The organism is Pseudomonas ceruminis (genome assembly GCF_021602025.1).
GTDB classification, from domain to species: domain Bacteria; phylum Pseudomonadota; class Gammaproteobacteria; order Pseudomonadales; family Pseudomonadaceae; genus Aquipseudomonas; species Aquipseudomonas ceruminis.
This window is the reverse complement of the sequence record NZ_BQHW01000001.1, coordinates 276,318-290,960: the sequence shown is the minus strand read 5'-3', so window position 1 is coordinate 290,960 and position 14,643 is coordinate 276,318. Positions and strand designations below refer to the sequence as shown.

The following is a 14,643-nucleotide window of genomic DNA, read 5'->3' as shown; positions in this document are numbered from 1 at the left end:
GCCCAGCTCCAACGTTGGGTCGGACCTATATCCGCCGTGATCTGTTCAGGTGCCGCGTGGCGCTCAATCTGCCAGCCAGGCACGTCGCCATGCTTGTAGCCGCTCGCCTTTGAGCAGCCATTGTTCACGCACCCTGGCCTGCAAGGCGTCGCCCAGGCACGCTGAAGCCTGGCGGTCCTGCAGGTGCATGCGAATCGCCTCTATCCAGTCGGCTGCCTGGTTGTTTACCCGCGTCAGCGGCAGCGAGTCTCCCCCCACAAAACCGGCGACCCGGCTGCAGATCACCGGGTGTCCGCAGGCCGCATGCTGGAGGACGCGCAGATCGCCGGAGCAGGCGTTGCCCAGCGTCTCAACCATCGGCACCAGGGCAAGGTCCAGGTCCAGCCCCAGCAGGGCCGACGCCAGGTGCTGGTGGTCGATTTCCGGCTGCCAGCTCGCCAGCAACGGCCGCAATTGCGTCGGGCACTCGCCCAGCACCACCCACTCGACCTCATCGGCCAGTGCCGGCACCACTTCGGCGAGCAGGTGCGAGTCGTTGCCACCCAGCCAGCCCAAACGCGGCTTGGCGCCCTTGCCCCGCTCTGCGCGCAGGGCGCCCCAGCTTTCGGGCAGAGCAGCTTCCAGCAGGCGCACGTCGTCATGCTCATCCTGCAGCAACTCGGCCAGTGCAGGGCTTGCCACCAGTACCCGGTCGGCCTGCATCAGGCCTTGGCGCATGCGCTGCACGATCTCGTCGGCGTCCCACTCCCCCGTCAGGTTCATTTCCGGCAGGTAGCCGTCCAGGTCATAGACCTTGAAAGCCTGGGAGAAGGCCCGCAGGCGGCGCATGGCCAACAGCCCCGCCTCAGCAAGGGGGCGCTGAAGGATCACGCTTGCTGGCTGCACACGCTCCACTTCCACGGGGTTGAGCAGGCCTGCGGTCACCACACCATCGACAATGCCGCTTTCGCGCAATGCCTTGAAAGGCAGGATCAGCCGCGTTCGCCCTGCCACCTGCTGGTCGGCCGCGCAAGCGAGCACGTTCGGTACGAGGCCTTGCAAGGGCCGCCAACTGAAGCCGTTGCTGTCCAGGCTGAAGCTTTCGCCCGTACGCAGCGAGAAATTGCTGTTGTAAGAAGCGTCGTTTGCCAGTTGAGCAAGCCAGCCTGCATACAAGGCGTCTGCCTGCTCGGCGCTGTGGGTTGGCACCGATTGTTGGTCGAGCAACAAGCGCGCGTAGGGCGTCCAGACGTTGAGGTAGCCGCCACGCGACAGCCGCAGACACAGGTCGGTATCGATCCAGGGTGCCAACAGCGGATCTGCATCGAAGCCTCCGGCCTCGATGAACAGTTCGCGCCGCACCATCAGGCATTGCCCTCCGACGGCTTGGCAGTTGCGCTCAAGCCATAACTGGCCCATGTAGCCCAGGGCCTGCGCAGGCTGCCCCTGGAATGCCGGCCCAACCGTGCCGCCCTGCCCCAGCACCAGACCGGCCTGGTATACGTTGCCGTCCATATCGAGCAGTTTGCCGCCCACCGCGCCTACTTCAGGGCGCTGGGCGTGGTTGAGCAGGGCTTGCAGCCAACCGCGGTCGAGGACGCTGCTGCGGGCATCGAGCCAGACCAGATACTCGCCCGTTGCCTCCTGCGCCGCCGCATTGCACATGGCAGCGCGCGGCTGACCCGGCATGAAACGAATCACCTGCAGCCTGACCCCGTCAAGGCGCTCAAGCAGTGCCAGCCACGTCAGCAAGGCAGGGTCCTGATTACCCGGCTCGATCAGCAGCACCTCGAAATCGACAGCGGTCGCGTGCGACAGCAGGCTCTCCAGGCAGCGTTGAAAGTGCGCCAACTGCCCTTCCAGGTAGATCAGCAGACTGACCGACGCCTTTCGCGGGTGACCGTAGTCAATCCGGTAACTTCCCGCCGCCACCTGTACGGGGATCACCCGGGCACCGCTGTATCCGCGCTCATGCAGGTGGGCAAGGATAACTGCCTGCTGGTCGGCGCAGTGCTCGCCAGCCGCCTTTTCGGCGACCAGCAGCGGCTCGCTGACGTGCGCCACACAGTCGAGGCCGCGCTCCACGAGAAGACGCAGTTGGAACTCGAGTTCGAAAGCACGTCCGCCCGCATCATCGAAGCCGCGCAGACCGCGCACTGCCTCACGCCGGTACCACCAATGGCGCGACAGACCGGCAGGATAAGCCAGCAGAAGATCCAGGTTGAGCCCGGGCCGCAACGACAGCTCGATCGCTCCATCTTCCCGGCGCAGCGCCTCATCGGCATACATCGCCAGGCAGTGCGCTGGCGCCTGTGACAACTGGACCGCACTCATCAGCAGGCCGCTGGCAATGAAGCTGGCTCCCGCCTCGACTACCATGAACCAGCCGCCTTGCACCGCTGCAAGCCAGTCGTTGATGGCCGCCACAGGCGCCTGCGGATCGCCTTCGAACCACTGCACCCCAACGCCTTCCGGCAGCTGCCGGCCGAGCACAGTGACCTCGGCGCGTCGGTACAGGCCCCGCGCCAGGCTGTCCAGGGTAGCAGCCAGGGCAACCGAATCACCGTGATCGATCACCAGTACGGCAAGGCTCGGCGCCGCTGGCTGGGCCACCTGCGCTTGAAGCACACGCAACTGCCCAGGCTGCGGGTAGCGCTGGCGCAACCAGTCGAGCATGCCCAGCCGGTTGCCGACAGCCTCACGCCGCGCGGCAAGCTGAGTCTTGGCGATGAACACTTCAAGCTGCTGCCAGAATGGCGCGGTGCGTTCGACGTAGCGCGGCAAGGCCTGGTCCAGGTTTGCCCTGGCCAGCTCGAGCGCATCGGGCTCATCGAGCATGGCAAAGCCGATGCAGCCAAAGAAACTGTTTTCCAGGAAGGTCCGGTCAATACCCTGCCCTGGCATGAAAATCACCGGACAACCGCACAGCACTGCGAGCACGCAGGTCATCGACCATTCGTAGGTGTACAGCACTTGAGCCTTACGCAGCACCCCGGCAAGTTCGGGCAGGGGCAGCGCCTTCGCAATGCTCAGCAGCTGGATGTCCGAGGGCAGCTGCCCGTAGTCGATCCGCTCCAGGGGATGGCGATTCTGATACAGATAGCGGCCTTGGCGGGGGCTGTCGCAGGGGTCAGTGCGAAACAGCTGGATATCGACGGTCGGCAGGCACAACAGATCACCGCCCGGATTGCCATGGTGCTCGGCCAGGCGCGGGGCGTAATAGAAGAACAGGTCATCGGCCCTTGCGTGCATGGCCTTGCCGGAGATGAACCCTTCGAAGTTCAGGAGAAAACGCACCACCACCGGCAGGTTCAGCGGATTGCCTGAAGTGACTTCCGGGTACACCGCGATCGGCACCTTCCCCGCCACCTGGTGGCGCTCGGCTATTGCCGGCTCGAGCAACGGTGTCTTGAGGTCCGAATTCACGACCTGGGCGCCGCATAGATAGGCCTCACGGCCATTGAGATTGAGCAGATGGCAGAGGTAGTGCAGCGACACGATCCCTGAGGACGTCTCGTGGTAGTCGGGCGCGTAGATGTAGTAGGGATGTTCCGGCTTGGCAAACATCAGCCGCAAACGCGCCAGCGCCTCTTCGTGCGGTAGCAGGTCTGGCTGCGCAGGGTTCGACATCGGTGAACTCCAGGTTCAGATCACAATCGGGCAATCACGGCACCTGCCTTTTCAGGCAGCCCGTCGTTCCAGAAACGCCATGGCGTCGGCGCCGGTGTTGAACAAAAGATCGATTACGCTCACCGCGTGCTGGAACTCGCCAAACAACTGCGGGTACTCGGGATAACCTGCGTAGCTCATGTACGACAGCCCGATGCCAGCCGCGGCAAACGCCGCCTCGTCCAGGTAACAGCTGGCGGCCGGGCCGGACAGGTAATCGGTGCCCTGCACCGCCTGGCACAGGTGAATCAGGCGCTCATTGCGACCCTCTGCCTGGCCAAGCGCTTCGGAGCGGTACAGGGGCGTATGGATGCCCAGCAACGGGCACAGGCCGGCGATGAACAGCTGGTTGATGGCCGACAGGTGAGTCATGCTGCCCGCCTGCTCGTAGAGCGCGCGAACCTTGCCCTCCAGCTCGGCGAAGCAAGGCGCGCGCCGGTAGCTCATGGCGAGGGTCTTCCAGTGCTGCTCGGCCCAGTTCGGATCGCTGATCTCCACTTCATTGATCAACTGCTCGAAGCGCCCTTTGTTCTTTACCGGCACGCTCAGCCAGTGCTCGCCCTGGGCGGTCTTGATCTTGTTGCGGTTGCGCCAGTCGCGACGGGTGTATTGCACATCGTCGTAGAACACAAAAGCATCGACGCTGCGGATCAGGTCGAAGTAGCCCTTCCAGGGTATGTAGTTCGACTGCAGAACAGCCACTTTCTTTGGCATCGCTAACCCCGAACCAAGGCTTCAAATGCCAGCCCTGGCCTGTCAATAATTCGCCGCCCGGCATAAAAAAGCTGGGCCATTGGCCCAGCTAGTGCAAAACCCGAGCCAGCTATATCAACTACGCCAACTGAGCCAGCCATTGCAGCTGGGCGCTTGGCGCCGCGCCGCCACCGCACTGCGCCTGCCCGGTGAACACTGCAGGCCAGCGTGCAGCCAGTGCATCCCACGCGTGGGCCTCAGCCGCGCCAGGGGTGCTGACCTGCAGCTGCGAACGTGGTGTCCACAGCACCATCAGGCCGGCTTCTTTGGCGGCCAGGCACAAGTCGATGTCGGCACCTTGCAGCGTCTGCAGCCCGCCACAGTGGTCGAACAGTGCCTTGCGCACCATCAGGCAATCGCCGGACACGGCCGCACAGCTGCGCACCGAGCTGACCCAGTGTTCCTTGCGCGCCGCTTCGCTCGACAGCCCCTGCCACGGCGAGAACACCTGCGGGCCGGCAAGCAGCTCATAACCGGCATGCGCCAAGGTACCGTCAGCGGCATGCAGGCGCGCCCCGACAACACCGACTTCCGGACGCTGGGCCTCGTTGAGCAGGCCTTCGATCCAGGCCGGCGTGAGCACATTGCAATGCGCCGACAACAGCACCAGGTACTCGCCGCGAGCGTGGCTGGCGGCAAGGTTCAACAACTGCTCACGCGAGGCACCTGGCTCACCCGCCAGCAACTGAATGCGCCCGCCCAACGCCTTGCCGGCAGCACCGTCCAGGTCGAACTCACCCTGGGCACAGGCCACCAGTACTTCGTAACGCGGGTAGCGGCTGCGTTGCAGCACGGCGGCCAGGCACGCCTGCAATTGCGCCGTGTCGCCTTCGAAAGCCAGAAGGATACTGACCAGCGGCGTGGCGTCATGACGGAAATCGACCGTCAAGCCCGCATGTCCCTGGTCACTGACCTGGCTGCGATAACCCAGTTGCGCCAGATGCCTGCCCAGAACCGCCTGCGCTTGCTCTGCCAGCGCTGGCGAAGCCTGCCGCGCGACGACCAGGAACTCATCCATGTGCGCCAGGCTGCCCAGCCCCTGCGTTTCGACCAGACGCAGCAGCAGGTCGAGCTCGATGGCCTGACCGTTCGTCTCACTGTAACCGCCCAGCGCTAGCACCGCCTCGCGGCGCACCAGCCAATGCCGCGACATCAGCCCGGGTTGGCTACGCAGCAGGTCGAGGTCAGCACCAGGGCGCACGACACTGAACAGACGCCCTTCGTCGTCACGCTGCACTTCATTGGCCGCGATGGCCTGGCACGCTGGGGCCTCGCTCAACTCCACCGACAGGCGCAGCAGACCGCCAGCCAGCAGCTCGTCGCCGGCATCGAGCAGCAGCAGCCACTCGCTCGGCAGCTGGCGCACCGCCTGGTTAAGGTGGGTCACCCAGTTGCTGTCATTGACCTGGATGAAGTGCAGGGTATCGCGTGGCGTGGTGATCGCTGGCGCTTTGCCGGCCTTGAGCACCAGCAGCTTGAAATTGCGCAAGCCACTTTTGAGCAGGCTGTCGAACGTGGCTTGCAGTGCCAGGTCGTCGTTGCCGAGGTCGAGCACTATGAAGGCGACCTGCGCAGCGGGATGTTTAGCCAGGTGCGCAAGTACGCGCTGGCAACCGACCTGATCCGGTGTGGCGGCGGCAATGGCGGCAATGACCTGGCCGGATGCAGTACCCTGCAGGCGTTGCTGCTGATCGCCAGACGGGACCTGCTCAAGCCGCGCCAACCAGTCCGCCAATTCACGTGCACGCGCGATATCGGCGCCACCGCGCAGCATCGCCAACAGACGTTGGCACACTTCGATATTGAACAGGCCCAGCGCCAGGGCTTGCCAGTAGCGATGCAGCTGGCTCTCGGCATTATCGTTGGGGTGTTCCTGCAACAAGTCACGCTGACGCACCCAGATGCCTTCCAGCGCGTGCCGTTGCTGTTGGCCGGCGGGCCAGGCGTGGCAGAGGAACTCCAGGTGGGTCAGCTGCGCAAACAATGCACCGTTGTAGTAAGGCAGCTCGACATCCTGACGCGGCTCGAACTCACGCTCCGGCTCATCGAGCACGCTGCCCCAGCGGGAAGTGAAGATCAACGCTGCCGCGTCCTGGTCATAGCTGTTGCGCACGAACTGGTTGAGCACGGTGAAGCCGTCTTCGCCACCACACAGCTGATGCACGTCGGCATCCCACTGGCGCAGGGTTCGCACCAGCTGCGTCAGGTGCTCTTCGCGGGCGACCGGGTTGAGCGCGGGCGGCGCATGTTCGACGATCACGTCAGTCTGCGCCAGGTGCACCACCGGCCCCTGGGCCAGCAACGCATACGACAGGGCCACCCGCAGGGCAGCCGCATCAAGCTCATCTGGCAGCGTGGCCACTGCGCGCTGCAGGGCCGACACACGCATTACCGCGCGCCACGCCTGCTGCCCAGCCAGGGCATATTGTTCGAGCCTTGCCCAGGCTTGACCCTCGGCCAGCGGTGCAAAGGCCGCCCCCATCCTGTAGTAACGGACCAGCCCGCTGCCTACGGCGTGACCCAAGGCGTAGCCTTGGGCCGCCACTGCCGAGGGCTGAGCGGCCAGGCGGATGACCGCATTGTCCAGCGCCGACGCCAGCACGAAATCAGCATCCAGGGCCAAGGTCACAAAGGGGGTCGTCAGGTTGCCGAGCACTTGCAGCAAGGGCTGGATCTGCTCATCGCGGGCTGAACCGGACAACGGTTCAAGCACCACGCAAGGCACACCGGCCTCACGATAGTAGTGCTGCGCGCGGGCACGGCTGTCTGCTTGCCCCTGCCCCAGCAGTACAACGGTCACATCATTGCGCGAGCCAATTGCGGTTTCCATCATCATGCACCTGTTCAGTTTTCATTGCGGCGCGGGCACGGGCCTGCGCCAACGTTCAGTCCGCCAGCCAGGCGTTGGCCCAATGCTGCAAGTGGTGCGGCATCAGCATGTAGTCCTGCAGCACCGCCTCGCGCAGGGCATCACCCTGGCGATAGCTGGCCTGCGGGTCGGCCAGGTGCATGCGGATCGCATCCAGCCACTGTTGCGTGGTGTTGTCCTTGACCCGGGTGCACGGCAGATAGCCGGCGTAGGCCTTGGCATCCGTGCAGATGACCGGGAACCCGCAGGCACCGTACTCCAGCAGGCGCAGGTTGCTCTTGCAGTCGTTGAATAGATTTTGCTCCAACGGTGCCAATGCCAGGTCCAGGTTGAGGCTCGCCAGCTTGCGTGGGTAGTCGGCCATCGCAATTGCGCCGTGGAACTCCTTCACGTAAGGGCGCAAGACCTCCGGGCACATCCCGAAGAAGACCCAGTCCACCTCGTTGGCCAGCGTCCTGACCACTTCCAGCAGCAGCTCCAGATCACCCCGATGGCTGGTACCACCGGCCCATCCGACACGTGGCCGAGCGCTGGTCTGGCGTTGGCTGGCAAGGCCCGCCCACAACTGGGCCGACAACATGTTGGGTACCACGCGAATATCGTGGTGCATGCTAGACAGTGCATCGGCCAGAGGCTCGGTGGAGCAGACCACGCGATCACACAACGCAATACCTTGGGCAACCAGTTCACCGATGTTGCTGGGCAGGTTGCGGGCATGGTCGTTCTTCTTCGGTGGCTCGATGATGTAATCGTCCAGCTCGTAGATTCGCCGTGCATGGGAGAATCGCTTGAAGCGGGCCATTTCCTTGAGATTGGTCGGCGTGTAGCGGCACTGCAGGATCAGCACATCGGGCTTCTCCCGCTCCAGTTCGATCAATCCGGGGGTCGTATGGTTGATTCGCCCCTGGATCCAGCCCGCACGCTCAAGCTCGGTGAACGGCTGGATCACCCGGTAATGCCCAATCGCCGTGGTGTTGCTCGGCAACGCCAGCACCGAAGGCATCGCACGTGCAATGAAGGGGTCCCAGCCTGTGCGCAAGCCTGGCTCGAGGTTGAAATTGGCAAGCTTGAGGCTCAGGTTGTCGTTGTACGCCGGGTCACGTGCCAAGCGGGGCAGCCAGCGGTCGTAAACAACGTCCTGGTCGGCTTGTGTCACTTCATCTGCCGATCCAATTGCAGCGTCGCCGGACAGTTTGGCGACGCGTGCAAACGGCGTCCACACCACCAGATAACCTTGCTCGCGGGCACGTAGGCAAAGGTCGACGTCGTACAGCGTGGCCTGCAGGGCGTTGTCATCGAGGCCACCCAGGGCTTCGAAGAGTTCTCGACGCACCGCCAGGCAGTCAATGCTCACCGCACTCCAGTTCTGTACCTGGCGCAAGCGGCCCATGTATCCCTCTGCGCCCAGCTTGCTGCCCACAAACGGCGTGCCGGCGGTGCCATTGTTCAGGCCAAGCACCAAACCCGCGCAGACGACCTTGCCATCGCCTGCACAGAGCATTGGGCCAACGATGCCAACTTCGGGCCGCTGCGCCTGGCTCATCAACGTGCTCAGCCAGTGCTTCTCGAACAACGCACAGCCTGGGTCGAGCAGCAGCAGGTAGTCGCCACGTGCGAAACGGCTGGCCTGATTCAGCGCCGCCGCCCTGCCCTGCGCCTGCACGTCAACGATACGTAACTGATCGCCGCCCAGGCCGCGCATCGCCGTAAGCCAGTCGGCGAGGTCGCTAGACGCATTGCCGTCTGCAATTATCAGAACCTCGAAATGGCTGTAGTCGGTGTGCTGGAACAGCGATTCCACGCAACGCCTGAGCCCATGCAGATGCTTACCCGCCGGGATCAGGATCGACACGCTGGCCACACTGTCATGCAGGTAGGTCACGCGCGAAACCAGGCCAGTGCCGCCCCCTTCCACCGTGGCCGCCACACCCAGGCGCTGCAGGTGCGCCTTGACCACCTGCAATGCCTCCCGCTGCGCCTGCGGCTCATTGAACCAGTCTGCATAACCGCACTGACAATGCACCAGCATCTCGGCGACATGCTCCACCACCTGCAGACCATGGGCCTCGACCATTCGCCAGAGCAGGTCCTGCGGCGCCAGGCTCTGGTACTGGGTATCGAAACCGCCCAATGCTTGCAACGCCGCACGGTCGAACGCCAGCATGCGGCCCACATAAGGCACGCTACGCATCAGATCGAGGTTGAAATCGGGTTTGAAGATCGGATTGGAAGGCGCCAGGTTGTCGAAGGTGTCCTCGTCGCTGTACAGACACAGGCTCTGGCTGCGCAACGCCATGCGCTCGGCCATGATCACCAGCGCGTGCGCCTGCAAACGGTCCCCGGCACGCAACAGCAGCACCCAGTCGGCCGCCGCCGGGCTCGCCAGCCACTCATTGAGTTGCCCATAGCCGCTGCCGCGCAAAGTCAGATACTGCACGCCTGGAGCAGCGACTTCAGCGAAACCTTCCGGGACCAGAACCAGGACGCCCGCTGTCGCATACGACTGCACAGCGAGGCTGTCCAGGGTGGCAAGCAGGGCCCTTTCATCCCCTGCCTGGCACGACACCACCGGCACGATGCGCGGCCGAACCGGCCATTGCGCGATGCGCTTCGACAGCAGGCGCAGTTGCCCGGCGGACAGCGTTCGGCACTCCAGCCAGTCGGCATAGAGTTCGGAAAAACTCAGCGCGTGGCTGCCGACCTGCTGAGCGAAGTTGGCAACCTGCCCGGCAAAGAACCGTCGAATATCGAACTCTTCCCAGACCTGATCGGCATCCCCGGTGTAAGCGTCCAGCGCCAGATAGCGCACCCACCCGTTGGCCGGCGCAGGCTCGCCGGTGCGCGCTGCCAGCATCTGCTGCAGCCATTGGGTCTCGCTCTTGTAGGCTTCGGTCATGCCGACGTGATGGCTGAGCCGGCCGGCATGCATGCGCTCGACACTCAGCACCTGCTCCAGGCTGGCAAGGTGACCTCGACGCAACAGGCAAGCGTACAAGGCAAGGTCCAGGCGGGCCGCGAACCCCTGCCCATCAAGCACCAGTTGAGCCAGGTAATCCTCGACCTGGGCACGGCGGAACATCGCATGGCTCAGCCCACCGAACAGGTTGGGGGCATTGTCGGCGATACTGGCCAACAGGTCCGTGCCGATCAGCACTGCACTGTGCGGCGCGATCACGCTATTGAGGGCCCGGGACGGCAGCAGAATGTCATCCGCAGAGCAGATCAGGCGCTGAGCGATGACCATGCTGACCTGCTGCCACTGGGTCAGTACGCTGGCCTGACGGCTGATGCAACTGTCCAGCAGCAGGTCGTCATCACAGAGGAACTTGATCAGCTCCCCGCTCGCTTGCGCCAGGCAAGCCTGCAGGTTGCGCGCAAAGCCCATGCGGGCGGGGTTGCGAACATAGCGCAGGGGGGCCGCAGCGTCCTTGCTCAACGCGGCGCAGATCGCCTCGATCTCGCCGTCGGCACTGTCGTCGCAAACGATGATTTCCAGGTTCGGATAGTCCTGAGCCACCGCGCTGGCCAGGGTGCCGCGAAAGAACTCGGCATTGAAAGCTGGAATGGCGATGCTGACGAGAGGCTGCTCAGTCACGATGACGACCTTGATAAGGGGTGGCGCGGTTCGCCTGGAGAACGGGCCGGCTTCAAGCCGTTAGCGAAACAAGGGCACCCTGGCTTGGCATTGTCAGCCACCGCCGGAGCACCCTTGTGGAGGACCTGGCGAAGGTCCGGGCCAATCAGATGTAGTTGACCAGCGAAAGCCCGGCGACCTTGGCATAGGCCTGCAGGGACGCTTGCAGCATGTTGCTCTGCATCTGCAGGCGCACCATGACCTCGGCCTGATCGCTTTCGCGGATCGAGCTCTGGGTCTTGGTGTTTTCAGCGCCCAGGGCTTCGTTGGTCTCGGCCTGCACATCCAGCGCCTGGCCGCGGCCACCGATGGCACTGACCGACGAGGACACCTGGTTGATCGCGCTACCGACGTTACCGATGGCCGAGTCCAGCGCGGCCTTGAAGTTCTGCTTGGCTACCGGGTCGCTGTCTTGCGGCGTGCTCAGCGCCGCGCGCAGTTGGCTGATGGTGTCGAGCACGTTCTGGGTCTGGTGGGTGTCAACCTTCACCGAGAACGAGTCACCTGCCGCCGGCGCGCCGGACAGCTCGAAGCTCACGCCCGCCGCAGTGGCAGTGGTACCGTTCGGCCCACCCAGCGTGCCCGAGGCCACTGGGCGGCTGTCGGCACTGACCGGCGAGGCATACAGTTCAAACGTATTGGTGCCGGTGAACTTGAGCACGGCGCCGCCAGAGGGGAATGCGGCCTTGTAGGCATTCGGGTCGGTGATGGTCGCTCCTGTCACCTGCTCCGAGGACGCGTTGCCAGGGCTGCGGGTACCGGTTACCGCGTCGGCCTTGGAGCTCAAGGTGAAGGTATGGCCGGCGATCACCGCGTCTTCATTGCCCTTGTCACCGTCCTGGAATTTGATGCCCAGGCGCAAGTCGACACCGCGAAAGCTGATGGTGGTGTTGGTACCGTTGGGGTCGAACTTGCCACCCTGGCCCGCCTCCAGGGTGACATCGTTGCCGCCGGCGTCGGTGATCTTGAATTCGGTGCTGCTGACGAACTCGACCGTGTAGGGTTCACCGCTGCGGAAGCGGTCGTTATAGGTCGAGCTGCCCGAAACCTGGCCATTGGACAGGCTGACACGGCCATCGTCGATGGCTGGCGCGGTCATCTTGGTTTCGCTGCGGCTGGTATTGAGCGCCTGCTCGAAGGCGTCGTAACCGGTCTCGTTGGCCGCCAGGCTGAGCATGTCACCCACCTGCAGGTTCAGCTTGCCCTGGTCGCCCTGATAGCTGTAGGTGCCATCAGCATTACGCGAGTAAGGTGGGGTATCACCCTTGGAGCCGGAGAAGATGTACTTGCCGTTCTCGTCCTTGCTGTTCATCAGCGAGAACAGTTGGTCTTCCAGCGAGGCCAGCTCATCGGCATTGGCCTTGCGATCGGAATCGGTGAACGAGGCGTTGCCCGAGCTGATGGCCAGTTCGTTGACGCGCTGCAGGACGGTGCCGATCGCCTTCAAGGTGCTCTCGGCAGTGCCCAGGGCATTACGCACATTGACGATATTGCCGCTGTACTGCTTCAACATGTTCTGCTGCTGCTCCAACTGCAGCAACCGCGCAGCACCCACCGGGTCGTCCTTGGCCGACCGCACGCGAATGCCATCGCTGGCCTCCTGCTGCGTCCTCACCGTCTTGGCGAAGTTGCTTTGGTAGTTGGCCTGGTTGGTGTTGTAAAACTGCGAAGTAGAGATGCGTACACTCACGATCTACGGCTCCTTAAAGACTGTTGATCAGGGTGGCGAAAGTTTCCTGGGCCGCCTTGATGATCTGCGACGACGCGGTGTAGTACTGCTGGAACTTGACCAGGTTGCCCACTTCTTCGTCGACCGACACGCCCGACAGGCCGTTGCGGCTGTCCAGCGCAGAGCTGTGCAGCGCCGTGGTGGCGTCGGTGTCCATCTGGGCCTGGCCGGCTTTGCCGCCGACGTTGGACACCAGTTTGGCGTAGGCATCGGTGAAGCTGATGCCTTTGCCGTCGGCACCGACCTCGACCGTCGACTTGGTCTGCAAGTCGATCACCGACTGGCCATTGCGGTTGTCTGCCGAGCCTGCGCCGGTCAGTGCCACGGTGTAGCTGTCGCCGTTTTTCGGCGCACCGGACACGCTCATCTCGAAGGTGAAGTTGCCACCCAGCGCGTTGCCGTTGCCATCGACCAGCGGCACCGACAACTGCAACTTGTTCTCCTGACCCGGCACGATGGTGCCGCTGCCGATCTCGGTGCCCTTGGCGTCGTACATCTTGTAGGCCTGGGGCGAGGTGCCCTCGTCGCCGAACACCAGTTTGACCGGGGTCGAGTACTTCAGGCCGTTCTGCAGCTGCGTACGCTGGGCAGCATCATAGATGTCCAGCTTGGAGGTCAGCGTCGGTTGCGTGATAACACCGGTGCCCTTGTTGCCAGAACCGTTGGTGGCGGTCAGTGGCGAGGCCAGCGCCAGGCGCTTGGGGTCGCTGAGCACGGTGTCGATGTTGGCCGCAGCGTTGCGGGTCGGGGTGATCTTGAAGCTGTCACCAGCGCTCAACCCACCGCCGTTGAGCGACAAGGTAAAGCCATCGATCACCGGCGGCGGCGTATCAGTGAGGTCGAAGCTGCCCATGTCGGTGCCTTCGGGCAACTTGCGCACGCTGTAGCCGGTGGCGCTGGTAAAGGTCACCTGATAGTCGCTGGTGGACAGCTTGCCGGTATCCTTGATGGTCACATCCAGGTTGCCGGAGCCCGCGCTGTTGCCGGTCTTGGCGACACTGCGCTCGCTGATGGCCTTGGCGCTGTTGATGTCGCCGAACAGCGTGGCGCCGAAGTTACCGTTCTTGTCGATACCCTGGGCCAACTGGCTGTTGATCGCGTCGGCTACCACCAGCGCGACGCGGCCCAGCTCATTGAGGGCAGGGTCGAGGGTTTCCTTGCGATAGCGGATCAAGCCACCCAGCTCGCCACCGGTGGCGCTGCTGGTGATGTCCATCTTGGTCGAGCCGCGGTTGAGGATCAGGCTCATGCGGGTCGGGTCGGTCGCGCTCGGCTCCACGCCCAGGGTCTGGGTGGTCTTGCCCAGCACCAATGACTGGCCGTTCTTCAGGTAGATGTCGTAGTTGCCGTCACGCTCGACCACGTCGGTGCCGATCAGCGCATTGAGCTCGCGCACCGCGCCGTCGCGCTGGTCAAGCAGGTCGTTTGGCTGACCGGAAATGGAACTGACCCGAGAGATCTGTTCGTTGAGGTCGGCGATGGTCTTGGTCAGGTTGTTCACCTGGTTGGCCAGCGCGCCCATGTTGCTGTTGACGTTGCTGTTCTGCTGATTGAGCTGCGACGACAGGGTGTTGAAGCGCTTGGCCAGCGACTGCGCACTGGTCAGCAGGAGCTGGCGCGAAGCATCTTCGGTTGGCTTGGCGGCCGCATCCTGCATGGCGCTGAAGAAGCTTTGCAGCGCGGCAGTGATACCGGTGTCGCTGCTGGACAGGGCAGTGTCCAGGGGTGTGATCTGGTCCAGGTACGAGGAAGCCTCGCTGCTCAGCGAAGTGGTGGTGCGCAGCTGGTTCTCAAGGAACGCGTTGTACACCCGGCGCACATCGGCCAGCGTGGTACCGCTGCCGATGAAGACCTGGCCGACCTGCTGGCCGCCCTTGGTCTTTTGCACGTTCTGCTGGCGCGAGTAGCTTTCGACGTCGGCGTTGGCGATGTTGTTACCGAGGGTGTACATCCCCGACTGCGCGGCGCCAAGCCCCGACATACCAATGTTGATCAGACTCGCCATGGTTC

Annotated in this window: 6 protein-coding genes; all 6 read right to left on the bottom strand. The window is 63.7% G+C overall.

Going from position 1 to position 14,643, the window contains the following annotated elements; genetic code table 11:
* Positions 1-63: 63 nt before the first annotated feature.
* Positions 64-3,609, bottom strand: coding sequence for a glycosyltransferase (locus L6D80_RS01200; protein ID WP_176514441.1), 3,546 nt, complete (start codon positions 3,607-3,609; stop codon positions 64-66).
* 51 nt (positions 3,610-3,660) lie between these two features.
* Positions 3,661-4,362: a WbqC family protein gene (locus L6D80_RS01195; RefSeq protein WP_054900078.1), complete on the bottom strand. Its 702-nt coding sequence runs from the start codon at positions 4,360-4,362 to the stop codon at positions 3,661-3,663.
* A 118-nt stretch (positions 4,363-4,480) separates the two neighbouring features.
* Positions 4,481-7,231 (bottom strand): glycosyltransferase, encoded by a 2,751-nt coding sequence (locus tag L6D80_RS01190; protein WP_236183027.1) that lies wholly within the window; start codon positions 7,229-7,231, stop codon positions 4,481-4,483.
* A gap of 55 nt (positions 7,232-7,286) precedes the next feature.
* Entirely contained in the window at positions 7,287-10,865 is a 3,579-nt protein-coding gene (locus L6D80_RS01185) for a glycosyltransferase (RefSeq protein WP_176514443.1), read from the bottom strand.
* Between the two features lie 145 nt (positions 10,866-11,010).
* Entirely contained in the window at positions 11,011-12,594 is a 1,584-nt protein-coding gene (locus L6D80_RS01180) for a flagellar hook-associated protein 3 (protein ID WP_054900080.1), read from the bottom strand.
* Positions 12,595-12,607: 13 nt separating this feature from the next.
* The gene (gene flgK / locus L6D80_RS01175) at positions 12,608-14,638 is read right to left on the bottom strand and encodes a flagellar hook-associated protein FlgK (RefSeq protein WP_176514445.1); all 2,031 of its coding nucleotides are present in this window, start codon (positions 14,636-14,638) and stop codon (positions 12,608-12,610) included.
* Between the last annotated feature and the right edge of the window lie 5 nt (positions 14,639-14,643).